Origin of the sequence: Streptomyces pseudovenezuelae (assembly GCF_029892565.1) — a bacterium.
Lineage (GTDB): Bacteria > Actinomycetota > Actinomycetes > Streptomycetales > Streptomycetaceae > Streptomyces > Streptomyces pseudovenezuelae_A.
In genome coordinates this window covers 511,754-538,745 of the sequence record NZ_JARXVH010000006.1, presented here as the reverse complement: position 1 = coordinate 538,745, position 26,992 = coordinate 511,754, and the positions used below count along the sequence as shown (strand labels likewise).

Below are 26,992 nucleotides of genomic sequence, written 5' to 3'. Positions count from 1 at the left end.
GCCATTCAACGGAGGCCATCAGCAAAGGACTTGAGTCACCAGCTGGCGTGCAGCGGCTTGCCCTCCGCGTAGCCGGCCGCGCTCTGGATGCCGACGACCGCCTTCTCGGCGAACTCCTCCAGGGAGCCCGCGCCGGCGTATGTGCAGGAGGAGCGGACGCCCGCGATGATCGAGTCGATCAGGTCCTCGACGCCCGGGCGGGCCGGGTCGAGGAACATGCGGGAGGTGGAGATGCCCTCCTCGAACAGCGCCTTGCGGGCCCGGTCGTACGCCGACTCGTCCGAGGTGCGGTTGCGCACGGCGCGCGCGGACGCCATGCCGAACGACTCCTTGTAGAGCCGCCCGTTGGCGTCCTGCTGGAGATCGCCCGGCGACTCGTAGGTGCCCGCGAACCAGGAGCCGATCATCACGTTCGACGCCCCGGCGGCCAGCGCCATGGCGACGTCACGCGGGTGGCGGACACCGCCGTCGGCCCACACGTGCTTGCCGTACTTCTTCGCCTCGGCCGCGCACTCCAGCACCGCGGAGAACTGCGGCCGGCCGACGCCGGTCATCATCCGGGTGGTGCACATGGCACCCGGGCCGACCCCGACCTTGATGATGTCGGCGCCCGCCTCGATCAGATCCCGGACCCCCTCCGCGGCGACGATGTTGCCGGCCGCGATCGGGACCTGCGGGTCGAGGGCGCGTACCTGCTTGATCGCGCTGATCATCGACTCCTGGTGGCCGTGGGCCGTGTCGATGACGAGCGTGTCGACGCCCGCGTCCAGCAGCTGCTTGGCCTTCTGCACGAAGTCGCCGTTGATGCCGACGGCGGCGGCGATGCGCAGCCTGCCGTTCGCGTCGGTGGCGGGCGTGTAGAGCGTGGCGCGCAGGGCGCCCTTGCGGGTGAGGATGCCGGCGAGCCGGCCGTCCTTGTCGACCGCCGGCGCGTACCGCCTGTTCGCCGCGTCGAGCCGGCTGAAGGCCTCGCCCGGGTCGATGTCCGCGTCGAGCAGCAGCAGGTCGCGGGACATGACCACGCCGAGCTGCGTGAAGCGGTCCACACCGGTCAGGTCGGCGTCGGTCACCACACCGACCGGCCGCTGCTCCTCGTCCACGACGACACCGGCGTTGTGCGCGCGCTTGGGCAGCAGGGCCAGCGCGTCGGCGACGGTCTGGTGCGGGCTGAGGATGATCGGCGTGTCGAGGACGTGGTGCCGGCTCTTCACCCAGGAGACGACGTCGGTGACGACCTCGATCGGGATGTCCTGCGGAATGACCACGAGCCCACCCCGCCGGGCCACGGTCTCGGCCATGCGCCGGCCGGCGATCGCGGTCATGTTCGCGACGACCAGCGGGATCGTGGTGCCCGTGCCGTCCGGGGAGCTGAGGTCCACGCCCTGCCGCGAGCCGACGGCGCTGCGGCTCGGGACCATGAAGACGTCGTCGTACGTCAGGTCGTACGGGGGCTGGATGTCGTTGAGGAAACGCACGTGCTGCACATCCCAGTCGATCAGAGGTGGTCCCCGGACAGGTCAGCCAGGGGGAGGAGCACGTACTTCATTGTCCCACGGCGACCGGAATGCGCTGCCCGGGAGCATCGTCCAGGCAGGTCAGCGCCGCATTCGGAGGAACCTCCAAGCACTTTCCGACGCGCACCGGCTAGGCCCCGCCGAGGGCGAGCACCACAGAAAGCGCCGGCGTCCGGTCCACCGCCTCACCGAAGACGTCGAGCGCGGTCCGCCACTCGCCGGGCCGCGCCTCGGCATACGGTCGCCAGTTCCGTACGACGATCAGGAGCCCCTGCTCGACGGCGTCCGCGGGCCAGACGGTGTGGTCGGAGAGGCTGTCGGCGAGGGCGTCCCAGTTGCGGCCGAACCAGTCGGGCAGCTCCAGGGCGCGGGCGCACCGGTCCATCAGGCCCGCCTTGTCGGTGACCCCTTCGAGGTCGACCGTGACCGTCAGTTCCGTCATCTCAGTACCGCCCTGAACGAGTTGTGGTGATCATCGGAGTAGTTGTATCCCGGCCCGCAGCCCTGTACCCCTGCCCTCAGCTCCCAGCCCTGTATCCCGGTCGGCGAACCTGCCATGATCATCTCAACCTGGTCCATGGTGGGAGGCAAGTGATGGCGATACCGCTGCCGGACGGACTGACCACGCCGGCGCTCGTGGTCGATCCGGATGTCCTGGACAGAAACATCTCACGGATGGCCGAAGCTTCCCGGTCCCAGGGATTCACCCTGCGTCCGCACGCCAAGACCCACAAGTGCGCGCAGATCGCCGACCGCCAACTCCGGGCCGGCGCACGCGGGTTGTCGGTGGCGACGATCAGTGAGGCCGAGGCGTTCGCCCGGGCCGGCGTGGACGACCTGTTCATCGCCTACCCCGTCTGGCTCGACGCGGACAAGGCGCGACGGACCCGCCGGTTGGCGGACGAGGTCGCCTTGCGGGTCGGCGTCGAGTCGGTCGAGGGCGCGCAACGGTTGGGGGACGCCGTACGCGGCAGCGCGCGACCGGTCGAGGCACTCATCGAGGTCGACAGCGGAACCCATCGCACCGGAGTGCCGCCGCACGCCGTCGGCGGAGTGGGCAAGGCGGCAGCCGACGCGGGCCTCGACGTCGTCGGCGTGTTCACGTTCCCCGGCCACGGCTACGGTCACCACCCGCAGGCACGGGAGCGGGCCGCGCGGGACGAGGAGCGCACATTGAGCGAGGCCGCACAGGTCCTGCGGGACCTGGGACTTGATATCCGCGTGATCAGCGGCGGCTCGACCCCGACGGCGGGCCGCTGGCGGCCGGGCACGGTCGACGAACTGCGCCCCGGTGTCTACGTCTTCAACGACGCCGCCCAACTGGCCATCGGCAGCTGCACGTCGGAGGACCTCGCCCTGGTCGCCGCGGCAACGGTGATCAGCACCCCCGCCGCCGACCGCTTCGTCCTGGACGTCGGCACCAAGGTCCTCGGCGCCGACACCTCGCCCTCGGTGACGGGCTACGGCTACCTGCCCGAGTTCCCGCAGGCCACCATCACGGGGATGTGGGAGCACCACGCGGTCGTCCGCCTCCCGGAGGGCGTCCGGGGGCCAAGTCTGGGGATGTTGGTGGCAGTTGTCCCCAACCACGTCTGCACGCCGGTGAATCTCGCCGACGAGCTGCTGGTCGCTCGGAACGGCGAGGTGGTCGACCGCTGGGAGGTGACGGCTCGGGGGGCGAACACCTGAGCGCGGCCTCCGGAGGGAGCGCGGCGGCACCGCACCGGCGCGCCCCTACGCGGTGCGGTCGATGCTGTCGAGCGTCTCCTCCAGGCCGGCCAGGTCGGGATGGGATCGCAGGTCCGCGAGTTCGGACGCCCGTCTCATGTGGAGGAACTCGTGCATCTCGTCGGTGTAGGCGTCGGTCAACTCCTGTGGGGTGACGGCGAGTCCCGCCGCCATGCTCACCGTGATCGCGGCGTCCAGGCCCCCGGACAGAGCCATCGACGTGACGATCAGGAGCGTCGCACGCATGCCGGCGGCCTCGACGTCGTACCCGGCCAACCGGGCGTGGCACAGCAGCCATTGAGCGAAGCGGGTCTTCGCGGCTTCTTCCCCGTACATGGACTCTCCCTGCGTCGAGCCGGGTTGTCGCCCGGCGATTGTTCATACGTACGCGAAGCCCCAGAACGCACCTCCGGCCCCTCAGCCACCGTCACCGGCGACAACTCGAACCCCCGTGCTGGACAGAATTAGTGACCTCAGCGACGCCCCGAACGGGGTCGTGCGCAGCCTGAGTGGGCCCCCGGAAGGACGACGGACCTTGTGCGTGCCGCCTGTTCCGAGCACCCCCTGACGGACCCTCACCCGCCCGCCAACGCCCTCGCGAAAATGGCTCTGACCTGGCGTTTTCCTGGATTTCTCCTAGGGTGGGGACATCTGCCGGACGCCATGGGAGGGGTTTTCGTGAGTGGGGATGGCACGGGGTACGAGGCTGCCCGGATCGAGGTTCTGGAGGGGCTGGAGGCCGTGCGTAAGCGGCCCGGGATGTATATCGGGTCGACCGGCGAACGCGGCCCGCAGCACATGGTGTTCGAGGCCGTCGGTCAAGCGGTGAACACGGTCCTGGCCACAGGTGCCGGCAGCGTAGACGTCACGCTCACGCCCGACGGCGGTGTGCGGGTCGCCGATGACGGGCCGGGAGTTCCCTTCGAGGACGGAATCGCCGGGGACATCGATGGCCAGGGACTGGAAGCCCTGCTGACCGTCCACCCCTTCGGGCCCGAGCCCAGTGGCCGACACATCGTGTCCGTGGCCCCTGTCAGCGTAGGGCTCTTCGTCGTCAACGCCCTGTCGAGCCGGCTGACGGCCGAAGTGCGGCGCGAGGGGACCCAACGGTTCCAGGAGTACGCGCGCGGCGTCGCCCTCGCCCCGCCCACCACCGTGGGCCCGGCGACCGGAAACGGGACGATCATCGCCTTCTGGCCCGACATCGAGATCTTCGAGACGACGCGGATCTCGTTCGCCGTGCTGGCGGAGCGCCTGCGGCAGTTGGCCTTCCTCAACCGGGGCCTGGAGACCTCACTGACCGACGAACGCCCGGCGGGAGGACCACGGTCGGTGCGGTTCCAATTCCCGGAGGGCGTAAGGGACTTCGTGTCCGCTCTCGACGCGGAGACGGGCGTGGGCGTGCTCGCGGACGTCATCGGCTTCGAACGGGAGGACCCGCGGATGGCGGGGACGATGGAGGTCGCCCTCCTGTGGGGTGGCTTCCGGTGGGGCAGCTTGCGCGAGGAACGGGTGCGCGGCTTCGCCAACAGCCGGGCCACGCGCGAGGGCGGCCCGCACGTGGACGGCTTCCGCGACGGAATTGCGGCCGTGGTGACCGCTTACGCGCGGAAGCTGGGGCTGCTGATGGCGACGGACCCCGATCCCAGGGCCGACCAGATCGGCGAGGGCCTCACGGCTGTCGTCTCGGTGAAGCTCGACCAAGTCGAATTCCGCGGCGCCACACGGGAGTTGCTGGCCAACACCGAGGTGCGCGCCTGCGTCGGAGAAGCCGTCCAAGAACATCTCGGCACCTGGTTCGAGGAACACCCGGACCGGGCGGCGAGGATCATCGAAGAGCTGGTCCGGGACCGCAGCCAGGACTACCACCACGACTGCCGCCAGAACTGAACCGCGGCGGACGAGCACGCGCAGCAGCAGACAGGGGACGGGCGGGGCGGCATCTCACCGATGCCGCCCCGCCCGTCCCCGCATGACCTGTCCAGTGACCTGCGTCAGGGCCTGTCAGGGTCCATCCGGGTCCGTCCGGCTCAGCGCCGACTTCGGGGGCGGCCCCGAGGTCATCAGCACGTCCGCGGCCGAGGTGTCCGTCACCAGGCTGGTGACCAGACCGGACCGCAGCACCGCGTCGATCGCGGCCGCCTTCCGCGCCCCGCCCGCGATCGCCACGACCTCGGGGATACGCCGGAGCTGGTCCGCCTTGACCGTGATGCACCGCTCGCCGAGATCCCGTCCGACCCGGCGGCCTTGCGCGTCGAAGAGGTGCGCGGACATCTCGGCGGCGACACCGAGCGAGGCGTAGTGGCTCCGCTCCTCGTCGCTGAGCATGTCGTGCACCGTCGAGATGCCGGCCTCCCAGGAGCCGATGGAGACACAGGCGACCGTGACCTTGTCGAAGTACTCGAAGGCCCGGGCGATCCCGGTCTGGTGACGCAGCGCCTCCGCGGTGGCCGCGTCCGGCAGCAGCATCGGCGCGTAGATGGGATGGGCGTCGCCACCGGCCACCTGCGCCGCGCGACGCACCGCCTCCACCGAACCGCGCTCGGCGGTCCCGGCGTCGTACACACCCGTCAACTGCACCACCGTGCACGGCGGCAGCCGGTCCAGCGCCGCGGCCATGTGGATGGTGGAGCGGCCCCAGGCCAGGCCCAGCACATCGCCCTCGTTCAGCAGCTCGCCGAGCAGTTCGGCGGCCACCTCGCCGAGGTTCTCGGGGTCGGGCGACTCGTCGGGTTCGGCCGGGGACTCGACCACGACGGCGTGCCTGAGACCGTAGCGGGCGCGGAGCGCGTCCGAGCGCTCGGCGTCCAGTTCGGCCGGGACACGGATCTCGATGCGTACGAGATCTCGTTCGAGGGCGGTCTCCAGTACCCGGGCCACCTTGAAGCGGCTGACGCCGAACTCCTCCGCGATCTGGATCTTGGACTTGCCCTCGAGGTAGAAGCGGCGGGCCATGGCCGCCGCCTGCACCAGCTCAGCGGGTCCCATCCGCACGGCTGACCGGCCCGCCGACATACCCGACACGGCGTTCTCCTCACTGCTGTTCACACTCTGGATTCGCCGTTCATCCTTGCAGATCCGGCGCACTTGATCCGCCCTGATGGGCGCCGTTCACGTAGCTGTTCACCGTCCTTTGGCTCAGTGGTCGCATGCCCAGGACGCCTGGGCGATCGCCCCCTCGGCCTGGGTGCGCAGTGCACGTACCGCCGCGGCCGGGTCGGACGCGCCGTACACCGCCGAACCGGCGACGAAGACATCCGCGCCGGCCTCCGCGCAGCGCTCGATGGTCGCCTCGGAGACACCGCCGTCGACCTGCAGCCACAGCTCCAGACCGTGCTTGCTGATCAACTCGCGGGTTCGCCGAATCTTCGGGAGCATGATGTCGAGGAACGCCTGCCCGCCGAAGCCCGGCTCAACGGTCATGATCAGCAGCATGTCGAGCTCGGGGAGCAGGTCCTCGTACGGCTCGATGGGCGTCGCGGGCTTCAGCCCCATGGAGGCTCGGGCGCCCTTGGCCCGGATCTCCCGGGCGAGCCGCACCGGCGCGGCGGCCGCCTCGACATGGAAGGTGACGGAAGAGGCCCCCGCTTCTACGTACTGGGGCGCCCACCGATCGGGGGCCTCGATCATCAGATGGCAGTCCAGCGGAGTGTCCGTCGCACGGGCCAGCGACTCTACGACCGGCACCCCGAGCGTGAGGTTCGGGACGAAATGGTTGTCCATGACGTCGACGTGGAGCCAGTCGGCTCCCTCGACCGCCTGCGCCTCGTCCGCGAGGCGGGCGAAGTCGGCGGACAGGATGCTGGGGTTGATCTGCGCGGCCATGCCCCAAGCCTGCCATGTCCGGGCACGTTTGTTCGCGCCGGTCCAGACCTAAGACGTTCATCGGATGTCGTACCGGGACCCTGCGTGCCATGCTGGGCGGCCGATCGGCACCACGTAGGTCGACGGGGGTCACCATGACGGATGGAAAGACAGACACAGAGACAGACACGAAGACGGACGGCAAGGGCCATGGCCGCCATGTCCGCCAGGGCTTCATCGGCTTTGTGACGGGCCATCGCAGCAAGTGGGTCATCGTGGCCCTGTGGCTGGTGGTGCTGGTGGTCGCGGCGCCGCTCGCCTCGAAACTCACCGACGCCCAGGACAACGACGCGGCCTCCTGGCTGCCGGGCTCGGCGGAGTCCACGAAGGTCCTGAACACCTCGAACGGCTTCCGGCCGGAGCAGATCCCGGCCGTCGTCGTCTACGCGCGCGAGGGCGGGCTCACCGCCCAGGACAAGGACAAGATCGCGCAGGACGCGGACCAGATCAAGAAGCTGACCGCGCACGGCATCCGCGGCTCCGAGGTCCGCGGTCCCGTCTACAACAGCAAGTCGGCGCCCGAGGCCGCCCAGATCTACGTACCGATCACGATGGACGAGAAGGGCTGGGAGGAGATCTCGCCCGCGGTCGACTCCATCCGTGACCGGACGGGCAGGAGCACGGACGAACTCTCCGTCCACGTCTCCGGCCCCGGCGGCGTCTCCGCGGACTTCTCCAAGGCCTTCGAGGGCATCGACTCGACGCTGCTGTTCTCGGCGATGGGCGTCGTGATCGTGATGCTGCTGCTGACCTATCGCAGCCTGACGCTCATCTTCGTGCCGTTGATCGGCGTGGTCGTCTCCCTGTTCACCGCCCAGGCGCTGATCTACCTCCTCGCCGAGCACGCGGGCCTGACGGTCAACGGGCAGAGCGCGGGCATCCTGACGGTCCTCGTCTTCGGCGCGGGGACGGACTACGCCCTGCTCCTGGTCGCCCGCTACCGGGAGGAGCTGCGCCGCCACGAGGACCGCCACGAGGCGATGGCGCTCGCCCTGCACCGCGCGGGCCCGGCCGTCCTCGCCTCCGGGGCCACCGTCGTCGTCAGCATGCTGGTGCTGCTGGCCGCCGAGATGAACTCCACGCGCGGCCTGGGCCCGGTGGCCGCCATCGGCGTGGCCGTCGCCCTCCTCGCGATGATCACCCTGTTCCCGGCGCTCCTGCTCATCTTCGGCCGCTGGGTCTTCTGGCCGGCGATCCCGCACTTCGGCTCGGCCGACCCGACCGAGCGCGGGGTCTGGGCCCGGATGGGCCGCTCCATCGCCCGCCGCCCGCGCGCGGTCTGGGCCGCCACGGCCCTCGTCCTGGCCGCCCTCTCCCTGGGCCTGCTGCAACTGCACGCCGAGGGCATCAGCAACGCTGACGCCTTCACCGGCACCCCCGACTCCATCACCGGCCAGCGGGTCTCGGAGCGCTACTTCCCGGCGGGCAGCGGCGACCCCCTGGTGATCGTGGCCAACGACGCCCAGGCCGACCAGGTCCGCAGCGCCGTCTCCGGCACCAAGGGCGTGGTGCCCGACAGCATCGCCGTACCACCGGGGACGAAACCGTCGTACGAGGGTCAGGTGCTGTTCGAGGCGACGATGTCCGATCCGTCCGACAGCGAGGCCGCGAAACACACCGTCGACCGGGTCCGGGACGCCGTGCACGCCGTGCCGGACGCGGATGCCCGGGTGGGCGGCGGCACCGCGTCCCTGCTCGACATGGAGGCGGCGACGACGCACGACAACCTGGTCATCATCCCGGCGGTCCTGGTGGTCGTCCTGCTGATCCTGGGCCTGCTGCTGCGCGCCCTGGTGGCCCCGCTGCTGCTGATCGGCACGGTGGTGCTGTCCTTCGCGGCGGCCCTCGGCGCCAGCGCCCTGGCCTTCCGCCACATCTTCGACTACGCGGGCGAGCAGACGGACTTCCCACTGTTCGTCTTCGTCTTCCTGGTGGCCCTGGGCATCGACTACAACATCTTCCTGACGACCCGCATCCGCGAGGAGGCCGGCCACCAGGGCACCCGCACGGGCGTGGTGACGGGCCTCGCGGCCACCGGCGCGGTCATCACCTCCGCGGGCCTGGTCCTGGCCGGTACCTTCGCCGCCCTGGGCACGCTCCCGATGGTGGCCTTCGCGGAGATCGGCTTCACGGTCGCCCTCGGCGTCCTCCTGGACACCTTCATCGTCCGCTCCGTCCTGGTCACGTCCCTCTTCCTGGACGTCGGCCCGAAGATCTGGTGGCCCCACCGAATGGCCCACGACGACACCCCGGAGACGACGGAGGCGGAACCGGTCAGCCAGTCCTCCGAATGAGCGCCGGATACCTGGCGGTCAGCCGGTCCGCCGGATGAGCGCCAGGTACATGGCATCGGTCCCGTGCAGATGCGGCCACAGCTGTACGTCGGGACCGTCGCCGAGGTCCGGCACGCCGGGCAGCAGCGGGCGGGCGTCGATCAGCTCGGCGCCCGGCCACTGCTTGAGCAGGTCGTCCACGACGGCCCTGGTCTCGGCGAGGTGGGGCGAACAGGTCGCGTAGCCGACGACGCCGCCGACCCGTACGGACTCCAGGGCAGTGCGCAGCAGGGCGCGCTGGAGCGGCGCGAACCCTTCCAGATCCTCGGGACGACGCCGCCAGCGTGCCTCGGGCCGCCGCCGCAGAGCGCCGAGTCCCGTGCAGGGCACGTCCATCAGCACCCGGTCGAAGGAACCGGGCTGCCACGGCGGCCGGGTCCCGTCGGCGGCGATCACCTGATACGGCCCGGGATTCCCGGCCAGCGCCTTGGCCACAAGCCCGGCCCGGTGCGGCTGCTTCTCGGCGGCGAGCAGCATCGCCCCGCGCTCGGCGGCGAGGGCGGCCAACAAGGCGGCCTTGCCACCGGGCCCGGCACACCCGTCGAGCCACTTCTCGTCCGGCCCGTCCAGCGGAGCGGCGGCGAGCGCAAGGGCGACGAGCTGACTGCCCTCGTCCTGCACACCGGCCCGCCCGTCCCGCACGGCCTCGACGGCCCCGGGCTCACCGCCCTCGGAGAGCCGCACGGCATACGGCGACCAGCGCCCGGCCACAACGGCCTCCTCGCCGAGCAACTCCTCGACGGTGGACCGACCGGGCCGCGCGACCAGGGTCACCTCGGGCCGCTCGTTGTCGGCCGTCAGCAACTCCTCGATCCCGGCCCGCCCACCACCGAGCGAGTCCCACAGCGCGGAGACGACCCAGCGGGGATGCGAGTGCACGACGGAGAGGTGATCCTCCGGATCCTCGTCGTACGGCGGCGCGACCTTCGCGAGCCACCCGTCGAGGTCGTCCTGAGCGACCTTGCGCAGCACGGCGTTCACGAACTTCGCCCGCCCGTCCCCGAGCACGACCCGAGCGAGCTCCACGGAGGCGGACACAGCGGCATGCGTCGGAATCCGCGTCCCCAGCAGCTGATGCGTCCCGAGACTCAGCACGTCCAGCACGGGCGGATCGACCTCGCGCAAGGGCCGGTCGACACAGGCTGCGATCACCGCGTCGTACGTCCCCTGCCGGCGCAGCGTCCCGTACACCAACTCGGTCGCGAGCGCCGCGTCCCGCGCGTCGAAGTCACCCTTCTCGCGCGCCTTCCGCAACAACGGCGGCAGTACGAGATTCGCGTAGGCGTCCCGCTCGTCCACCGCCCTCAACGCCTCGAAGGCGATCATGCGGACGGGGTCCTTCTTGGGCCGCCGGTAGGGCTTGCCGGTGGTACGGGGCCGACGGGAGGTGTCGCTCACGAAAAAGGTGCTCCGGACATCAGGACGAGAGCGCGACGACAGCGCGCGGGATACGCACCAAGGGTACGTCGGCCGGACATTCTTGCCCTCCCGGCCGACGGCAATCACTTGGTGGCCGACCACCGGCCACTGACTACCGGCCGAGCCTCTCCTCATCGGTGATCCGAACGCCACGCGCCCAGTCCGCCGCCCGCATCGGCTTCTTGCCCTGGGCCTGCACCCACAACAATTCGACGGCATACGAGCCGGAACCGACATGGACGCTGTTCTTGCCGACGGCGAGCTGCCCGGGCGCGAGGTCGGTCCGCTCCGGTACGGGGGTGACCTGGATGAGCTTGAGCCGCTCGTCGCGGAAGGTGGTCCAGGCGCCGGGGGCGGGCGTGCACCCGCGCACGACCCGGTCGACCCGGAGCGCCGGCGCGGCCCAGTCGACCTCGGCGTCCTCGACGTTGATCTTCGGCGCGAGGGTGATGCCGTCCGAGGGCTGCGGTACGGCCTTCAGCGTGCCGTCCTCGATGCCGTCCATGGTCGCGGCGAGCAGCCCGGAGCCGGCGAAGGCGAGCCGGGTCAGCAGGTCACCGCTGGTGTCGGTGGGGCGGATCTCCTCGGTGACGGTGCCGTAGACGGGCCCGGAGTCGAGGCCTTCCTCGATCAGGAAGGTGGAGGCTCCGGTGATCTCGTCGCCCGCCATGATCGAGTGCTGCACGGGCGCGGCCCCGCGCCAGGCGGGCAGCAGCGAGAAGTGCAGGTTGACCCAGCCGTGGGCGGGGATGTCGAGGGCGACCCGGGGAAGCAGGGCACCGTAGGCGACGACGGGACAGCAGTCCGGTGCGATCTCCCGCAACCGCTCCAGGAACTCCGGATTCCGAGGCTTCCCCGGCTTCAGCACCTCGATCCCCGCCTCCACGGCCCGCTCCGCCACCGGCGACGCCACCAGCCTGCGCCCCCGCCCGGCCGGCGCATCGGGCCGCGTGACAACAGCGGCCACCTCATGCCGCCCGGAGGCGATGAGAGCGTCCAGAGCGGGAACGGCAACCTCGGGCGTACCGGCGAAGACAAGCTTCATGGGTGGATGGGGGCCTCTCGGACGGGGAGGGACGGGGGCGAGATCGGGAGCGGGAACCGCGGGTCAACACCCGAGTCTATGACGACGGGAACCGGTGTGAGCGGACGGCCGCCAGAGAGGACGGACGGCCGCCAACGGCGCCCCGCCCCCGCAGGCGAGCCCAGCCTCTTGCCCAACTGGAAACGAGTGGTGCGCGGGTGGGCAAAGGATCGCCCGATGGCCGAAGGCCGAGGCGCGCACCCCACCCCAGGGGCGTACGCATATGCCCACACGCCCCCTCTGCGTGACCCGCGGAGCGATCCCGCGTTGGTCAAGAAAGAGTTGACCACAACGGGCCGCATAACACGCGGCCCGATCATTTTCACGCCGGTTCGAGAGGCTTGTTCATGGCCGACCACGCAACCCACGACGCCCAGGCTCGGGCCAGCCTGCACTTGCTGGTGCGGGACATCGAGCGGGTCCGCCGGCAGGTGGACGCGTTGCGCACGCTCACCGCCCAGCTGGGCAACGTCTACCGCCCGCGCCGCTCCGGCCCCTCCACGGGCTTCGTCGTCTACGGCCGCGCCCCCGCCCCCACGGTCCGTCTCGCGCAGGAGCTGCGGGACAGCGTCGAGACCCTGGTCACGGCCGCCGTCGACTTCGACCGCTCCCTCGGCTTCTCGTGGGACGCGGTGGGTTCCGCGCTGGGCGTCACGAAGCAGGCGGTGCACCGCCGTTACGGCGCGCGCCGCGCCGCGACCCAGGCGGCCGCCGAGGCCGAGCGAACCACGGAGTCGTCGGGAACCCGCCCGGTCAGCGTCAACACCGGTCTCCCCACCGTGCCGACGGTCCCCGCGGCCCGCTCGATGCCGACCCAGCCGACGGCGGGCAGCCCGGTCCTCCGCGACCCGGTCCTGCGCGACGAGGCCAGACCCACGGCCTTCCCCGGCCCGCGCAACGGCTGACCCACCTCCATCTCCTGCCCTCCCGGAGTTCCCCGGGAGGGCAGACGCATGAAGAAACCACCCGCTGCCCGGCCACTCCCCCTCCCGGTCACCCAATATCCGGCGGATCAATCCGCACCCGCACCACGGCATCCCCGGCACCGCCCCCACCACTCCCGCTCCCACTCCCCCGAGCCATCCGCGCTGCCTGCGCGGTCTTCAACGCAGCCGCCAAAGCCGCCCCACTCCCCGGCGGCACCCTGACCAACATCCGCTCCCAGTGCTCCCCCGCAGGCGGCGCCCCCACCCGCCGCGGACGCCCGACGGCAGTGTCCGCCACCGGCACGGGCCCCAACAGCTCGGCCTCCCGCGGCAGTTCGGCCGTACGCAGAAACTCCGCGACGGCCTCCGCGCTCCCCGAGACGGCCGCCATCCGTGAAACCGGCGGAAATCCCAGCTCGGCCCGCTCGGCAAGCTCCCGCACCGCATGCCCGACGGGGTCCCACCGGACCAACGCCTGCACAGGCCGCAGGGTCGGCTCGGCGACGACGACCACGGTGCCCCCGGCACCCTTCGCGCCCCCAACCCCCTGCGGCCGTACCAGCGCCGCTGCGGCGATCCACCTCCGCAGCGCGTCCTCGCCGGCGCGCAGGTCCGGCCGCCCGAGCATGGCCCAGCCGTCCAGCAGCAGCGCCGCCGCGTATCCGCCCTCGGCGACGGGCTCGGCCCCCGGGGTGCTCACGACCAGCGCGGGCGTGCCCGGCACGGTGTCCAGCACATGCTCGCGTCCCGAGGTCCGCACCGGCACGGCGGGAAAGGCCCGCCCCAACTCCTCCGCCGTCCGCCGAGCCCCCACGACCTGGGCCCGCAACCGAAATCCACCGCACTCCGGACAGTGCCAGGCGGCCTCGTCCCGACCGCACCACCCGCACCGCAGCGCCGCCCCCGGCTCCTGCCCCTCCAGCGGCCCGGCGCAGTGCCGACAGCGCGCGGGCGCGCGGCAGTTGGCGCAGGCCATCCGGGGCACGTACCCCCGCCGGGGCACCTGGACGAGCACGGGCCCGTGCCGCAGACCCTCCCTGACGGCCTGCCAGGCGAGCGTCGGCAGCCGCGCGGCCCGGGCGGCCTCGTCCCGCGCGAGATCCCCGTCCCCGACGGTCCGCACGAGCGGCGCGGCCGCCCGCACCTGTTCCCGCCCGGCGACCACCGGCCGCGCCCACCCACTCTCGACGAGCTGGGCGGCCTCCACGGTGCAACTCCAACTGCCCAGCAGAAAGGCGCACTTGTCCTGCGCGGCCCGCAGCAACAGCACCTCACGCGCGTGCGGCTGGGGCGCGTGCAGCTCGCTGTGGCTGTCGTCCCCGTCGTCCCAGATCGCAACCAGGCCGAGATCCTGAACCGGCGCGAACATGGCGGCGCGGGTCCCGACCACGGCCCGTACGGCCCCCCGCCGCACCGCGAGCCACTCCCGGTACCGCTTCTCGGGCCCGGCGTCGGCGGTGAGCACCGCGTGCCGCCCCTCGCCCAGCAGCGCGGTCAGCGCGGCGTCGACCCGGGCGACCGCCCGCCCGTCGGGCAGCACGACGAGCGCACCGCGCCCGGACGCGAGGGTCGCCGCCACGGCCCGCGCCAGTTCGTCGCTCCACTCGGGCCCGGGCAACGCGTTCCACACGGCCCGCGGCGCACCCCCCGAGGCCAGCGCCGCCACGAACGCGGCCCCCTGCTCGTACCGCGCCCAACTCCCCGCCTCCGGCGCCGAAGGCGGCGGCAACGGCTCGGGAGACGGCCGCTGCTCGGCCCGCGCACTGCGCGGCGGCACAGCGAGCTGCAACACATCCGCAAGACTCCCCGCATACCGATCGGCAACGGCCCGCGCGAGCCCCAACAACTCCTCGCTCAGCACCCGCTCGGGCGAAACAACCTGCGCCAGCGCGGCCAGGGGCCCGGAGTAGTCGGACTCGGCAAGCCGCTCGACGAGAAACCCGTCGATCAGCCCCCCGCCCTCACGCCGCCCGTCCCGCACCCGATGCCGCCCGGCCCCGAACCGCACCCGCACCCGCACCCCGGGCTGCGCGTCGGCGTCCAGCTCCTCGGGCACCGCATAGTCGAAATACCGATCAAGATGCAGCACCCCCTTGTCGACCAGCACCCGCGCAACGGGCAGCTCCTTGGCCAACGCGGCCCCCCGCCAGGTCCGCGGCTTCGCCCGCGGCACCTCGGCCTTCCGCACACTCTCCCGAATCAACGCAAGCTGCTCAGGCGGCGCCCCCTCGGCCCCGCCGCCCCCCTGCCCGTCTTCGCTGCTCACCCTTGCATTCTTACCAAACCGCACTGACAGCCGCGCCGACCCGAGTTCCGCGCCGACGACTGCTGTGGCCGAAATCGCTTTCTCGACATGGCTCACCGGGTCGGCTTCCCTCCGGATGAGGAAACGGGAAACGCCTGTTTCGCCTTGTTCGGCCCAGCCGCCTGTCGCACGCTGAATCGCGTCACCGACCGGCTGTCGGCCGGGGAGTGACGGAGGTTGAAGTGCTGGAGAAGTCGTACGACTTCGGGTGGGAACTGCGCCGGAGGCGCATGGCCGCGCGGCTGTCCCTGCAGCAATTGGGACAGCGCGTGCACTACAGCAAGAGCCAGCTCAGCAAGGTCGAACGGGGAATCAAGCGGCCGACGCCCGAACTGGCACGTCTGTGTGATGCCGAGCTCGACGCCCGGGGCGATCTGGCCCGGCTCGTTCCCCTCCAACACTCCCAGCCGCCTCTGCCCGCCCCCTCTAGCGACGACGAGGTGTGGTTGATGCAGCTCCGCAAGGACGGTTCGAGTTCCTTCCAGCCAGTGACGCGACGCGATCTGATCGCGGTCGGCGCCGCTTCCGTCTTGACCATGGGTTCGGGGGATCCACGCTCCGTCTCTCTGGCCCCGGAGGGCGCCGAGACGCTCGTCGACGCCTCCCGCCTGCTCTTCGACCAGTTCCGGCGCCTCGGCCAGGCCTCGGGGCCAGCGAACGTGCTGCCTCCACTCATCGCCCAGACCCACAGTCTGGAGCAGCTCGCCCTGCGCAGTGGGCCGCACGCCAGGAGGGAGTTACTGCTCCTCGCCTCCCGCTATGCCGAGTACGCGGGCTGGATGGCCCAGGAGTGCGGGGACGACACGGCCGCGATCTGGTGGACCGAACGCGCGGTGCAACTGGCGGCCGCGGGCGCGGACACCGCACTCGCCGCCTACGCCCAGGTGCGCCGTTCCTTGATCAGCCTGTATCGAGGAGACGTCTCCGATGCCGTCCAACTGGCTTCCCACGCGCTGAGTGGCGACGCACCCTCCCGAATCCGCGGACTGGCCGCCCAGCACCTGGCCCAGGCGAGGGCGATGGAGGGGGACCATGACGCGTGCATGCGGAGCCTCGACCGGGCTCGGGAGCTGCTCGAACAGGACGCGGCGGACCCTGCTCAGCCCGTCCTCGGGGCTTCCCACGTGCCCGATGTGGTCTCGATGTTCACCGGCTGGTGCCTGTACGACCTGGGCCGCCCGCGACAGGCAGCCGTGCTTCTCGACGAGGAGACGGCACGCATCCCGACGCACGCCTTCCGCACCCGGGCCCGGTACGGCGTCCGGCGCGCTCTCGCCCACGCGGCTGCCGGCGACATCGACCATGCCTGCCGGATCGCGACCGAGATCCTGCCGTCCATTGGGCTCATCCACTCGTCGACGGTTCTGGCCGACCTGCGGCGGCTCGCCCACACCCTCGGCAGGCACGCCCGTCACCGCTCGGTGAGGGAGATCGTCCCCGACCTCTCTGACGTACTCGCCCGCTCGGCCACTTCGTAGAAAAGGGGTACGCCCGTGCACGAGATCTTCGTCAACTACCGGACCAAGGGCGGCAAGGAAGTCGCCTACGCCTGCGATCGGGTGCTGTCGGCAAGGTTCGGCCGCGACAGCGTCTTTCTCGCCGGGAATTCGATCGAGCCCGGCGAGACCATGGATGTCCTCCTCCGGACCGCCCGGCGCTGCCATGTTCTGCTGGTTCTCATCGACGAGGAGTGGGTCGACGCGCCCGACCGGAAACAGCCCGAGAGGCGTGCGCTCGACAACCCGAAGGACTGGGTCAGGCGCGAGATCGAGGAGGCCCTGTCCTCCGGAGTGTTGCTAGTGCCGGTCTTCATCGGCCGGCGGGTGGAACAGCTCGACCCGCGACGCCTGCCCCGCTCGATCGCCGAGCTCGCCGAATGCCAGTACACGCGCGTGGAGCTGCGCACTCTCGACGAGGACCTGGGCCACCTCTGTGACCGCCTCGTACGCCGAGTTCCGGCGCTCACCCCACTGGACGGCAGCACGCGTCCTGAGACGGGCGCACCCGCCGAACCGGAAACCACCGTCCGCAACGATCACCAGAGCGGCGGTATCGGTCAGGTCGGAGGTTCCGTGGGGACCTACGTCAACACCGCCCACGGTCCGGTGCACACGGGGGACGGCGACCAGGTCAACGGACCTCAGATCAACGGCGACGGCACGAACTACGTCGCCGGGAACAACGAGGGCGGCATACGTCAGGGATTCGGCACCCGGACACCGCGCGGAGGCAGCGAGCGATGACGGAGACGTTCGGCTCGTACTTCGGTCAGGCTCACGGGTCGGTGCACAGCGGTGACGGGAACCAGTACAACTTCTACTACGTACAGGAGGCCGCGTCCCGCCTGCGTGAACAGGCGAACAGCCGTGCCCGCACCATCGCTCAGGAGGACCGCGAGCACCTCGCGGCATGCTTCGTGCCCCCGCCGGGCATGCAGCGCGCACGCGGCCGCCTGGCCGAGAGTCACACCGTACTGATCGCAGGTCTGCCTGGCAGCGGACGCCGCGCCACGGCACTCATGCTGCTGCACGAGTTGTCCGAGGCCCGCGGCAGCCTGCACGAGCTGCCCGACACCTCCGACGACACGACGTCGAACCCGCTGGACATCCGCGACATCAACGAGGGCGACCGCCTGCTGCTGGATCTTTCGGACGTGGACGAGTCCCGGTACGTCGCCGTCCAGAACGCCCTGTCAGATTTCCACAGCGGCCTCACGGCTCATGGAGCACACCTCGCGGTCGTGCTGCCCCACAGACTCGGCTACCTGCTCAGGGACGAACTCAAGCGGCTGACCGTGGACATCGGCCGCCCTTCCGCCCGTCGGCTGCTGGCCCTTCACCTGCGATACGACGGCATCACGTTCTCGCCGGAGGAGCTCGGCGGGACCGAGCTCGGCGCCTACGTGACCCAGGCGCCCCTGCGCGACGTGGCTGGGCTGGCCGACAGGATCCGACACTGCCGGGACGCCTCGCCGGCCGACCGCGGCTTCTCCGACTGGCTTTCGGAGTCCCTGCTCGACCAGCACGACCAGACCGCCCGAGTCGCGACGGACCTGTCAGGCGAGCAGAACGGGCGGCAGAGAGCACTGCTGCTGTCCGTCGCCATGTTTCACGACACCACACCGGGGACGGTCCTTGATGCGGCGAACTCGCTGCTGGCAGTCCTCAGCCATCCACCCGACCCCACTCCCCGCCTCGACCGGATCGACCTGCGTGCGGAACTCACCGCCGTCAAAGCGGAGACGTGGACGGACGGCCGAGTGCGCTTCCGCGTTCCCGGCTACGACCAGGCAGTACGCAACCATTTCTGGACCTTCCTGCCGGACATCCGTCGTCAATTTCGCGACTGGTTCAAGGGGTGTCTGGCCGATCCCTCTCTGCCGCAGTCCGACAGGACTCGTGCCGTCGAGCGGTTCGCGTTCCAGAGCCTGCGTACCGCACGCCCCCAGGACCTCATCTGGCTGGCGGAGGAATGGACGTCGAGAAAAGCTCCGGCCCATCTCATTCCGGACGCCGCCCAGGCGCTGGCCCTCGGACTGGACGACGACCAGCACGGCCGCTTCTTCCGCCAGCAGATCTACGACTGGTCCACCTCCATGGAGACGGGCGATCGGCTCAGGCAGGTGCTGGTGGTCGTGTGTGCCGAGACCATGGCGCGCACCCACCCGGACCAGGCGCTCGTCCGCCTGCACCACCTTGCACGGCGCTCCGCCGGAGTCGTCGGAGCAGAGGTCCGCGCAGCCCTGCTGAAGCTGCTGGGCTCGGACCGGCGCCTCTATCGCAGGATGCTCGATCGGTTGAGCGCAAGCATCTCGCAAGGCAACTGGGCCAAGGATCTCGATCTCTTCCTGGAACTGGCCGATCCGGTACGGATGGTCGGCTACCGCGCTGTTCGGGAGTCCCTGGTCTCCTGTTGGGCGGGAGTACTGGCGCGGCCCGTCATGTCCTGGGCCGTGTCACTGACCCGTTGGCTCACCGCCGCCGAGGAGATCAGTCATCGCGATCTCGTCCTACGCGTGCTGTCCGAGGCTTGCGCCGCCGACATCGGCCGCTCCGGGCAGGTGTACCGCGTCGCCCTCGGCTGGTCCCGAGCAGGCGGCGGCGTCGAGCGTGCGGACACCGTCGCCCACCTGCTGCGAAGGATCGACACCGCGCAGGGCCTCGAACCCTACGACTACGCCGTCTGACACCAAACAATCATCGGGGGCTTCCATGAGTTCTGGACACCGGACGATGACGCTCTTCGTCACCGTCCTCCTGGGGATGATCCTCGTCGTCCTCGGCCTCGGTTGCGGCTGGCCGACATGGGCATGGCCCGCCATGGCGGTGCTTCTGCTGGTGGTGGGGGTGGTGACACACCGAATCCTCGCTCCCGCGCCGGAGGCGTTTCCCCGCGCGCTGCTGCCGGAACCCGATCTGCCCTTGCCGGAACCTATGCGGCAGGAGCAGCGCGTCGCCCATGTGGCGCTGCCCAGTTCCGTCACGGACTACGACTTCTCCTTCTGCGCCACGGTGCGTTGGCTTGTGCTGGACACGCCTGGGGACGCCCCGTACGTGAACCCCGCCGGCCTCGCCGTCGACGCCGTACTCCAACGGGCGCGCGTGGTGACGGCCCAACAGCCGCCTCACCGGAGCGCGTTCACGCAGCATCAGCTCGACGGCGCCCTGGCAACGATGCGCGCCGACTCCACCGGCCGGGTCATGGCGATGGCGCAGGACGTCTCGCTCAGCCTCCCGGAGCTCGACCGTGAACGGCTCGCCAAACTCTCCAACGTCCGCAAGGACGAGGACGTCTGGGAGCACGAGCGCAACTACGAACGCAGCAAGCGGGCCTACCTCGGTGAGGACGTGCTCAAAGACACCGGAAGCGCCGTCGTGTGGTGGCTGTCCCGGAACGACGAAGAGGTCGAGGGGGCGGTCGACCGGATCGGTCTGCTGGCCCGGTTGTCCGCCGCGGCCAACAACGACGAGGTCGCACCCCCGTTCGAGCACCTGATCCCGGTATCGAGCGCCTCACACCCCGATGGCCGGGCGGAAGGACATGAACGGTACGACTGGGAGCGGCCGTTCGACCCGGGGTACCCCCCGTCGCAGAATGGCACGGAGCCGAACCCGGACGTCGACTCGTTCCTCGTCTGGTTCGGTTTCTCCGCCGACGATCCGGATGTCGAAATGTTCGCGGAACGGCTCATCAACCTCGCCCGGGTGCACGGCAAGACCGCTGCCGCCGACGAGATCAAGCGCCGCTTCGTCAGGGACACCGCGGACGAGGGCGAAGACGGCGAGGGGCCGGGACCGTCCCAGCCGGACGAACCCGACCGGTGAAACGCCGAGGCCCGGCTCCCCAAAGGAAACCGGGCCTCGAAAGGTGTCGCGGGACCTACAGCCCCGCAGCCTTCCGCAGCGCGTCCACGCGGTCCGTCTTCTCCCAGGTGAACTCGGGGAGCTCGCGGCCGAAGTGGCCGTACGCCGCGGTCTGGGCGTAGATCGGGCGGAGCAGGTCGAGGTCGCGGATGATTGCGGCCGGGCGGAGGTCGAAGACCTCGTCGATGGCCTTCTCGATCTTCTCGGTGTCGACCTTGGCGGTGCCGAAGGTCTCGACGAAGAGACCGACCGGCTCGGCCTTGCCGATGGCGTAGGCGACCTGGACCTCGCAGCGGGAGGCGAGGCCCGCGGCGACGACGTTCTTCGCGACCCAGCGCATGGCGTACGCGGCGGAGCGGTCGACCTTGGACGGGTCCTTGCCGGAGAAGGCGCCGCCGCCGTGGCGGGCCATGCCGCCGTAGGTGTCGATGATGATCTTGCGGCCGGTGAGGCCGGCGTCGCCCATCGGGCCGCCGATCTCGAAGCGGCCGGTGGGGTTGACCAGGAGGCGGTAGTTCTCCGTGTCCAGCTTGATGCCCTCGTCCAGGAGCGCCTTCAGCTCCCGCTCCACGACGAACTCGCGGATGTCGGGGGCGAGCAGCGACTCGAGGTCGATGTCGGAGGCGTGCTGCGAGGACACGACCACCGTGTCGAGACGGACGGCCTTGTCGCCGTCGTACTCGATGGTGACCTGCGTCTTGCCGTCGGGGCGCAGGTAGGGGATGGTGCCGTTCTTGCGGACCTCGGAGAGGCGCTTGGCGAGGCGGTGCGCCAGGAAGATCGGGAGCGGCATCAGCGTCGGCGTCTCGTCCGTCGCATAGCCGAACATCAGGCCCTGGTCGCCCGCGCCCTGGCGGTCCAGCTCGTCCTCGTCGCCCTCGACCCGGTTCTCGTACGCCGTGTCCACGCCCTGTGCGATGTCCGGGGACTGCGCGCCGATGGACACCGACACGCCGCAGGAGGCGCCGTCGAAGCCCTTCTTCGACGAGTCGTAGCCGATCTCGAGGATCTTGCCGCGGACGAGGGTCGCGATGTCCGCGTAGGTCTTGGTGGTGACCTCGCCGGCCACGTGCACCAGGCCGGTCGTGATCAGCGTCTCGACGGCGACCCGGGAGGCCGGGTCCTCGCGCAGAAGCGCGTCGAGAATGGTGTCGCTGATCTGGTCAGCGATCTTGTCGGGGTGGCCCTCGGTGACGGACTCCGAGGTGAACAGGCGACGGGACACAACGCTCCCTGGGGTTGCAGCGGCTGCTGGCTGATCATTGGCGGACGGGCACGGAGGCTGCGCCCGGCATCGTCCGAGAACAGTTTATCGGTCGCGCTCGGCCACCGGCCCCCCGTCTCGCGCCTCGGGAGTGCTGTGACCTGCGGCACGCGCATTCTGCCCAATACCGAGCGGCCTTGGCCAGAGTCGCCACACCCCGTGGTTGAGGTTTGAGGTGACTGAGAGACGAATGAAACATTCAGCGCAGGCGCGGTGCCACCAGGTCCCAGACGATTTCGGCCAAGGCCTCCTTGGGGCCGTGCGGTACCGGAGTCTCGGTGCCGTCGGCGCCCAGCACCACGGCCTCGTTCTCCTCGGAGCCGAACGTCTTGCGCTCCCCCACCTCGTTCACCACCAGCAGGTCGCAGCCCTTGCGCGCCAGCTTGGCGCGCCCGTTGGCCAGGACGTCGTCGGTCTCGGCGGCGAAGCCGACGATCACCTGACCGGGGCGGGCGCGGTCGGCGGAGATCTCCGCGAGGATGTCCGGATTCCGCACGAGGACGATCGGCTCGGGGTCGTGATCGTCCTTCTTCTTGATCTTCCCGGTCGCGTACGTCGCCGGGCGGAAGTCGGCGACGGCCGCGGCCATGACGACGGCGTCAGCGCCCGCGGACGCCTTCAGCACCGCCTCCCGCAGCTGCACCGCTGTACCGACCGGGACGACGTCCACGCCCGCGGGGTCCGGCAGTCCGGCGTTCGCGGCCACGAGCGTGACGCGGGCGCCGCGCGCGGCGGCGGTGCGGGCGAGGGCGTAGCCCTGCTTGCCGGAGGAGCGGTTGCCGAGGAAGCGCACCGGGTCGAGGGGCTCGCGGGTGCCGCCTGCGCTGACGACGACGTGCCGGCCCGCGAGGTCCGGCTCCGTGACTCCCCGGGCCAGCACCCGGCGGCAGACCTCGAAGATCTCGGCGGGGTCGGGCAGCCGCCCCTTGCCGGTGTCGACGCCGGTGAGCCTGCCGACGGCGGGCTCGATGACGACGGCGCCGCGGCGGCGCAGCGTCGCCACGTTCTCCTGGGTGGCCGGGTGTTCCCACATCTCCGTGTGCATCGCGGGTGCGAAGACGACGGGACAGCGGGCGGTGAGGAGGGTGTTGGTCAGCAGGTCGTCGGCGAGGCCGTGGGCCGCCTTCGCGAGCATGTCCGCCGTCGCCGGAGCCACCACCACCAGGTCGGCGCTCCGTCCGATGCGCACGTGCGGGACCTCGTGGACGTCGTCCCACACCTCGGTCGAGACGGGGTGCCCGGAGAGCGCGGACCAGGTGGCGGCGCCGACGAAGTGCAGGGCGGAGGCGGTGGGGACGACGCGGACGTCGTGGCCCGACTCCGTCAGTCTGCGCAGCAGCTCACAGGCCTTGTACGCGGCGATGCCACCGCTGACCCCCAGAACGACCTTGGGCTTGTCCACCGTCTCTCCCCGAGTTCGGAAACGTGCGTGCGACTCGTGCGATCCGTACGACCCCATGACACACCACAGGCCCGGCAGTCGCGCTGCCGGGCCTGTGGATAAAGCTGTCGCGGTCTGCAGATATGACTATCCGCACACGCCGCGCATCACGGGATCGTCAGGTCGCGGGGCCCTCGACGGCCTCGGAGGTCAGCAGACCCGCGTTGATCTCGCGCAGGGAGATGGAGAGCGGCTTCTCGTGGACGTGCGTGTCGACGAGCGGACCGACGTACTCGAGGAGGCCCTCGCCGAGCTGCGAGTAGTACGCGTTGATCTGACGGGCCCGCTTGGCGGCGTAGATCACGAGGCTGTACTTCGAGTCGGTGGCCTCGAGGAGCTCGTCGATCGGAGGGTTGATGATGCCCTCGGGAGCGGTGATGGAAGAGGACACGCTCTGCCTTCCGAAAGATGGGATGAGATCGGAAAAACGATCACACAACTTCCATCAAGGCTAGCAGCTCGCGCGCTACGTCCTCGACGGAGGTGTTGACCAGGGTCACATCGAACTCCGGCTCGGCCGCCAGCTCGATCTTCGCCGCTTCGAGGCGGCGCTCGATCACCTCGGGCGGCTCGGTGCCCCGCCCGGTGAGCCTGCGGACCAGTTCCTCCCAGGAGGGCGGAGCCAGGAACACCAGCAGGGCCTCCGGCATGGACTCGCGGACCTGCCGGGCCCCCTGGAGGTCGATCTCCAGCAGGACCGGCGCGCCGGACTCCAGATGCTCCAGCACGGCAGCACGCGGTGTGCCGTAGCGGTTGCCGGCGAACTCGGCCCACTCCAGCAGCTCGCCGTTGGCGATCAGCTTGTCCATCTCCTCGTCGGTGACGAAGAAGTAGTGGACGCCGTGCTTCTCGCCGGGGCGCGGCTTTCGGGTCGTCGCCGACACCGAGAGCCAGGCCTCGTCGTGTTCCTTGCGCATATGGGCGACGACCGTGCTCTTGCCGACCCCAGAAGGGCCGGAGAGCACGGTCAGCCGCGGACGTACGTCCGGGGGCTCGGGGGTCGTCCCCCGGAATGTTGCAGCCATGCAGCGATTATTCCAGCAATCCCGGACTGCCCGGGACTCCCCTGTCCTGGTGAACCGAACTCAGGAGCCGGTGCTGCCGAACTCACGCTCCAGGGAAGCGATCTGATTGGAGCCGAGACCGCGCACTCGGCGGCTCTCGGAGATGCCGAGTCGCTCCATGATCTGCTTGGCGCGGACCTTGCCCACGCCGGGCAGCGACTCGAGCAGCGCGGAGACCTTCATCTTGCCGATGACGTCGTTCTCCTGGCCCTGCTTGATGACCTCATGCAGGGAGGCGCCGGAGTGCTTGAGTCGATTCTTGACCTCGGCCCGCTCCCGGCGAGCCGCGGCGGCCTTTTCGAGCGCGGCTGCGCGCTGTTCAGGGGTAAGGGGCGGAAGAGCCACGCCTACGTCACCTCGGATGTCGAACTGTCGGATACGGACCGGTGAGGAACCTAGTCGCCCCACACCTGGGGAGCTACGAGCAACACGCTTGCCCGTTGACTCTCGTCGGAGACTAGCGGGCAAGTACGCCAGAGTCAGCGAGAACAGCGGAAAAGTCCTGGTCAGCCTCCGCCAGGCCGGACATTTAGGACAAAACGCCCCGGATTTGAGGATGTATTCAGACTCAAGCGGTCCCGGGAGCGCCGCCGAGCCACTCATCGGAGGACTCCGACGACCAGCTCGAACGCCCGCGACGACCGTCGCGAAAGCCTCATACGGTCACGAGCCTCACTTGGTCGCGAGCGCGGCCCTGATCTCCTCGGCGAAACGATCCGCGGACGCCCGAAGCGCGCCGGCGTCGGGTCCGTGCTTCAACACGCCCCGGCTGACGTTCGGGACGACGTTGGGCAGCGCGGCCCCGAACACCTCGGGCAGGTCGGCCGGTGTGGCCCCCTGGGCGCCCACGCCCGGCGCGAGCAGCGGCCCGTTGATCTCCAGGTCGTACGACGACAGGTCGCCCAGCGTGGCGCCGACGACGGCCCCGAAGGAGCCCAGCGGCTCCTCCCCCGCGTTCTCGGCCGCCAGGTGGGCCAGCATCGTCGCTCCGACGTTCCGGCCGTCCGCACGGACCGCGTGCTGCACCTCGCCGCCCTCCGGGTTGGAGGTCAGCGCGAGCACGAACAGGCCCGCGCCGCTCTCGCGCGCCATCTCGATCGCCGGGGAGAGAGACCCGTAGCCGAGATACGGCGACACGGTCAGCGCGTCCGAGAACAGCGGGGAGTCCTTGCGCAGGAAGGCCTCGGCGTACGCGGCCATGGTCGAGCCGATGTCGCCGCGCTTGGCGTCCATGACGACCAGCGCGCCGGCCGCCCGCGCGTCCTCCACCGTCTTCTCCAGGACGGCGACGCCACGCGAGCCGAAGCGCTCGAAGAAGGCGCTCTGCGGCTTGAAGACGGCGACCCGCTCGGACAGCGCCTCGACGACCGTGCGGCTGAACCGCTCCAGGCCGGCCACGTCGTCGTTCAGGCCCCACTCCGTGAGCAGGGACGCGTGCGGATCGATGCCGACACACAGCGGGCCGCGCTCGTCCATGGAGCGGCGCAGTCGCGCGCCGAAGGGTTCGAGAGGACTCATACCGGCTTCCTTACGTCAGCGCCGACCGCGTCGGCGAGGGTGGCGTACGGGCTCGTGCGCAGGCGCGCGGCGAGGCCCTTGTGGATGGCGCGGCCCCAGAAGGGCCCTTCGTAGATGAAGGCGCTGTAGCCCTGTACGAGCGTGGCGCCGGCGAGGATGCGCTGCCAGGCGTCCTCGGCGTTCTCGACGCCGCCGACGCCCACCAGGGTGATGCGGTCGCCCACGTGCGCGTAGAGGCGGCGCAGCACCTCCAGGGAGCGTGCCTTCAAAGGCGCCCCGGACAGTCCGCCGGTCTCCTTGACGAGCGAGGGTTCGGATTTCAAACCGAGTCCCTCGCGCGCGATGGTGGTGTTCGTGGCGATGATGCCGTCCAGGCCGAGTTCGACGGCCAGGTCGGCGACGGCGTCGACGTCCTCGTCGGCGAGGTCGGGCGCGATCTTCACCAGGAGCGGGACGCGGCGAGCGGTGACCGTACGGTCGGCGGCCTCGCGCACGGCGCTCAGCAGCGGGCGCAGCGCCTCGGTGGCCTGGAGGTTGCGCAGTCCGGGCGTGTTGGGCGAGGAGACGTTCACGACCAGGTAGTCGGCGTACGGGGCGAGCCGCTCCGTCGACTTCACGTAGTCGCCGACCGCCTCCGCCTCCGGCACGACCTTCGTCTTGCCGATGTTGACGCCGACGACGGTCCTGAAGACCGGCTCACGGGCCGCCAGACGGGCCGCCACGGCCAGCGAACCCTCGTTGTTGAAGCCCATGCGGTTGATGAGCGCGCGGTCCGGTACGAGGCGGAACAGCCGCTTCTTGGGGTTGCCGGGCTGCGCCTCCCCCGTGACCGTGCCGATCTCGACGTGGTCGAAGCCGAGCATCGTCATGCCGTCGATGGCGACCGCGTTCTTGTCGAAGCCGGCGGCGAGCCCGAAGGGGCCGTGCATCCGCAGCCCGAAGGCCTCGGTGCGCAGCTCCTTGTGGCGGGGCGCGAGGGCTGCCGCGACGAACGTGCGCAGTACGGGGATGCGAACGGCGAGCCTGATCCAGCGGAAGGCGAGGTGGTGGGCCTGCTCCGGGTCCATCCGTTTGAAGACCAGCCGGAAGAAAAGCTTGTACATGTCTCAGGTGTCCTTCGAAACCTCGTGAGCCTCATGAAGAGGGGGACACCGTTTCCGGTGTCCCCC

23 protein-coding genes are annotated in these 26,992 nt (G+C 70.5%); 8 read left to right on the top strand and 15 right to left on the bottom strand.

The features are described 5' to 3' along the window. Positions 1-35: 35 nt before the first annotated feature. Together M2283_RS22390 and M2283_RS22385 are read right to left on the bottom strand one after the other, a co-directional pair. On the bottom strand, positions 36-1,475 hold the full coding sequence (locus M2283_RS22390; RefSeq protein WP_280878206.1) for a GuaB1 family IMP dehydrogenase-related protein: 1,440 nt from the start codon (positions 1,473-1,475) through the stop codon (positions 36-38). Between the two features lie 169 nt (positions 1,476-1,644). Continuing rightward, complete coding sequence (locus M2283_RS22385) at positions 1,645-1,956, bottom strand: barstar family protein (RefSeq protein ID WP_280878101.1); 312 nt, start codon at positions 1,954-1,956, stop codon at positions 1,645-1,647. 152 nt (positions 1,957-2,108) lie between these two features. Here M2283_RS22385 and M2283_RS22380 point away from each other — a divergent pair, with 152 nt between their 5' ends. Further along, the gene (locus tag M2283_RS22380) at positions 2,109-3,203 is read left to right on the top strand and encodes an alanine racemase (RefSeq protein WP_280878100.1); all 1,095 of its coding nucleotides are present in this window, start codon (positions 2,109-2,111) and stop codon (positions 3,201-3,203) included. A 45-nt stretch (positions 3,204-3,248) separates the two neighbouring features. On the opposite strand, the gene M2283_RS22375 is transcribed toward M2283_RS22380, so the two are convergent. Further along, complete coding sequence (locus M2283_RS22375; protein ID WP_280878099.1) at positions 3,249-3,578, bottom strand: hypothetical protein; 330 nt, start codon at positions 3,576-3,578, stop codon at positions 3,249-3,251. Positions 3,579-3,920: 342 nt separating this feature from the next. Here M2283_RS22375 and M2283_RS22370 point away from each other — a divergent pair, with 342 nt between their 5' ends. Beyond that, a complete protein-coding gene (locus M2283_RS22370; protein WP_280878098.1) occupies positions 3,921-5,132 on the top strand; it encodes an ATP-binding protein in 1,212 nt (403 codons plus the stop codon). Between the two features lie 114 nt (positions 5,133-5,246). On the opposite strand, the gene M2283_RS22365 is transcribed toward M2283_RS22370, so the two are convergent. Beyond that, entirely contained in the window at positions 5,247-6,290 is a 1,044-nt protein-coding gene (locus M2283_RS22365; RefSeq protein ID WP_280878097.1) for a sugar-binding transcriptional regulator, read from the bottom strand. A gap of 90 nt (positions 6,291-6,380) precedes the next feature. Further along, complete coding sequence (gene rpe / locus M2283_RS22360) at positions 6,381-7,067, bottom strand: ribulose-phosphate 3-epimerase (protein ID WP_280878096.1); 687 nt, start codon at positions 7,065-7,067, stop codon at positions 6,381-6,383. A gap of 134 nt (positions 7,068-7,201) precedes the next feature. Between rpe and M2283_RS22355 the strand changes: the two genes are divergently transcribed. After that, entirely contained in the window at positions 7,202-9,400 is a 2,199-nt protein-coding gene (locus tag M2283_RS22355; protein WP_280878095.1) for an MMPL family transporter, read from the top strand. Positions 9,401-9,418: 18 nt separating this feature from the next. On the opposite strand, the gene M2283_RS22350 is transcribed toward M2283_RS22355, so the two are convergent. Both M2283_RS22350 and fmt read right to left on the bottom strand, forming a co-directional pair. Continuing rightward, positions 9,419-10,837 (bottom strand): RsmB/NOP family class I SAM-dependent RNA methyltransferase, encoded by a 1,419-nt coding sequence (locus tag M2283_RS22350; RefSeq protein ID WP_280878094.1) that lies wholly within the window; start codon positions 10,835-10,837, stop codon positions 9,419-9,421. Between the two features lie 133 nt (positions 10,838-10,970). Further along, the gene (gene fmt, locus M2283_RS22345) at positions 10,971-11,903 is read right to left on the bottom strand and encodes a methionyl-tRNA formyltransferase (RefSeq protein ID WP_280878093.1); all 933 of its coding nucleotides are present in this window, start codon (positions 11,901-11,903) and stop codon (positions 10,971-10,973) included. 386 nt (positions 11,904-12,289) lie between these two features. Here fmt and M2283_RS22340 point away from each other — a divergent pair, with 386 nt between their 5' ends. Further along, positions 12,290-12,847 (top strand): hypothetical protein, encoded by a 558-nt coding sequence (locus tag M2283_RS22340; RefSeq protein WP_280878092.1) that lies wholly within the window; start codon positions 12,290-12,292, stop codon positions 12,845-12,847. An 88-nt stretch (positions 12,848-12,935) separates the two neighbouring features. Here M2283_RS22340 and M2283_RS22335 read toward each other — a convergent pair whose 3' ends face one another. Further along, positions 12,936-15,134 carry a primosomal protein N' gene (locus M2283_RS22335; RefSeq protein WP_280878091.1) on the bottom strand — a complete coding sequence of 733 codons (2,199 nt, stop codon included), beginning with the start codon at positions 15,132-15,134 and terminating at the stop codon, positions 12,936-12,938. A 221-nt stretch (positions 15,135-15,355) separates the two neighbouring features. Here M2283_RS22335 and M2283_RS22330 point away from each other — a divergent pair, with 221 nt between their 5' ends. Genes M2283_RS22330 through M2283_RS22315 form a run of 4 tightly spaced genes read left to right on the top strand, consistent with a single transcriptional unit; the run spans position 15,356 to position 20,497 of the window. Then, positions 15,356-16,651: a helix-turn-helix transcriptional regulator gene (locus M2283_RS22330; protein WP_280878090.1), complete on the top strand. Its 1,296-nt coding sequence runs from the start codon at positions 15,356-15,358 to the stop codon at positions 16,649-16,651. A 15-nt stretch (positions 16,652-16,666) separates the two neighbouring features. Further along, positions 16,667-17,416, top strand: a complete 750-nt coding sequence (locus M2283_RS22325) for a TIR domain-containing protein (protein WP_280878089.1) — start codon at positions 16,667-16,669, stop codon at positions 17,414-17,416. After that, positions 17,413-19,359, top strand: coding sequence for an ABC transporter substrate-binding protein (locus M2283_RS22320; RefSeq protein ID WP_280878088.1), 1,947 nt, complete (start codon positions 17,413-17,415; stop codon positions 19,357-19,359). Before M2283_RS22325 ends, M2283_RS22320 begins: the two co-directional genes overlap by 4 nt. Positions 19,360-19,384: 25 nt before the next feature. Then, complete coding sequence (locus tag M2283_RS22315; protein WP_280878087.1) at positions 19,385-20,497, top strand: hypothetical protein; 1,113 nt, start codon at positions 19,385-19,387, stop codon at positions 20,495-20,497. A 55-nt stretch (positions 20,498-20,552) separates the two neighbouring features. Here the strand turns inward: M2283_RS22315 and metK are convergent, their stop codons facing one another. The 7 genes from metK to M2283_RS22280 all read right to left on the bottom strand — a co-directional run bounded on the left by metK (position 20,553) and on the right by M2283_RS22280 (position 26,926). Beyond that, positions 20,553-21,761: a methionine adenosyltransferase gene (gene metK / locus M2283_RS22310; protein WP_280878086.1), complete on the bottom strand. Its 1,209-nt coding sequence runs from the start codon at positions 21,759-21,761 to the stop codon at positions 20,553-20,555. Between the two features lie 238 nt (positions 21,762-21,999). After that, a complete protein-coding gene (gene coaBC / locus M2283_RS22305) occupies positions 22,000-23,202 on the bottom strand; it encodes a bifunctional phosphopantothenoylcysteine decarboxylase/phosphopantothenate--cysteine ligase CoaBC (protein ID WP_280878084.1) in 1,203 nt (400 codons plus the stop codon). A 157-nt stretch (positions 23,203-23,359) separates the two neighbouring features. Beyond that, a complete protein-coding gene (gene rpoZ / locus M2283_RS22300) occupies positions 23,360-23,632 on the bottom strand; it encodes a DNA-directed RNA polymerase subunit omega (RefSeq protein ID WP_280878082.1) in 273 nt (90 codons plus the stop codon). Positions 23,633-23,672: 40 nt separating this feature from the next. Beyond that, positions 23,673-24,266, bottom strand: a complete 594-nt coding sequence (gene gmk, locus M2283_RS22295; protein WP_280878081.1) for a guanylate kinase — start codon at positions 24,264-24,266, stop codon at positions 23,673-23,675. 60 nt (positions 24,267-24,326) lie between these two features. Next, on the bottom strand, positions 24,327-24,650 hold the full coding sequence (locus M2283_RS22290) for an integration host factor (RefSeq protein ID WP_003977346.1): 324 nt from the start codon (positions 24,648-24,650) through the stop codon (positions 24,327-24,329). A gap of 327 nt (positions 24,651-24,977) precedes the next feature. Next, positions 24,978-25,823, bottom strand: coding sequence for an orotidine-5'-phosphate decarboxylase (gene pyrF / locus M2283_RS22285; RefSeq protein WP_280878080.1), 846 nt, complete (start codon positions 25,821-25,823; stop codon positions 24,978-24,980). After that, positions 25,820-26,926 carry a quinone-dependent dihydroorotate dehydrogenase gene (locus M2283_RS22280; RefSeq protein ID WP_280878079.1) on the bottom strand — a complete coding sequence of 369 codons (1,107 nt, stop codon included), beginning with the start codon at positions 26,924-26,926 and terminating at the stop codon, positions 25,820-25,822. The genes pyrF and M2283_RS22280 overlap by 4 nt, the downstream gene beginning before the upstream one ends. Between the last annotated feature and the right edge of the window lie 66 nt (positions 26,927-26,992).

Coding starts and splice junctions, on each gene's coding strand:
- M2283_RS22380 (WP_280878100.1), top strand. CDS start 2,109: ATGGCGATACCGCTGCCGGACGGACTGACCACGCCGGCGCTCGTGGTC.
- M2283_RS22385 (WP_280878101.1), bottom strand. CDS start 1,956: ATGACGGAACTGACGGTCACGGTCGACCTCGAAGGGGTCACCGACAAG.
- pyrF (WP_280878080.1), bottom strand. CDS start 25,823: ATGAGTCCTCTCGAACCCTTCGGCGCGCGACTGCGCCGCTCCATGGAC.
- M2283_RS22315 (WP_280878087.1), top strand. CDS start 19,385: ATGAGTTCTGGACACCGGACGATGACGCTCTTCGTCACCGTCCTCCTG.
- M2283_RS22340 (WP_280878092.1), top strand. CDS start 12,290: ATGGCCGACCACGCAACCCACGACGCCCAGGCTCGGGCCAGCCTGCAC.
- M2283_RS22280 (WP_280878079.1), bottom strand. CDS start 26,926: ATGTACAAGCTTTTCTTCCGGCTGGTCTTCAAACGGATGGACCCGGAG.
- gmk (WP_280878081.1), bottom strand. CDS start 24,266: ATGGCTGCAACATTCCGGGGGACGACCCCCGAGCCCCCGGACGTACGT.
- fmt (WP_280878093.1), bottom strand. CDS start 11,903: ATGAAGCTTGTCTTCGCCGGTACGCCCGAGGTTGCCGTTCCCGCTCTG.
- M2283_RS22320 (WP_280878088.1), top strand. CDS start 17,413: ATGACGGAGACGTTCGGCTCGTACTTCGGTCAGGCTCACGGGTCGGTG.
- M2283_RS22375 (WP_280878099.1), bottom strand. CDS start 3,578: ATGTACGGGGAAGAAGCCGCGAAGACCCGCTTCGCTCAATGGCTGCTG.
- M2283_RS22355 (WP_280878095.1), top strand. CDS start 7,202: ATGACGGATGGAAAGACAGACACAGAGACAGACACGAAGACGGACGGC.
- rpe (WP_280878096.1), bottom strand. CDS start 7,067: ATGGCCGCGCAGATCAACCCCAGCATCCTGTCCGCCGACTTCGCCCGC.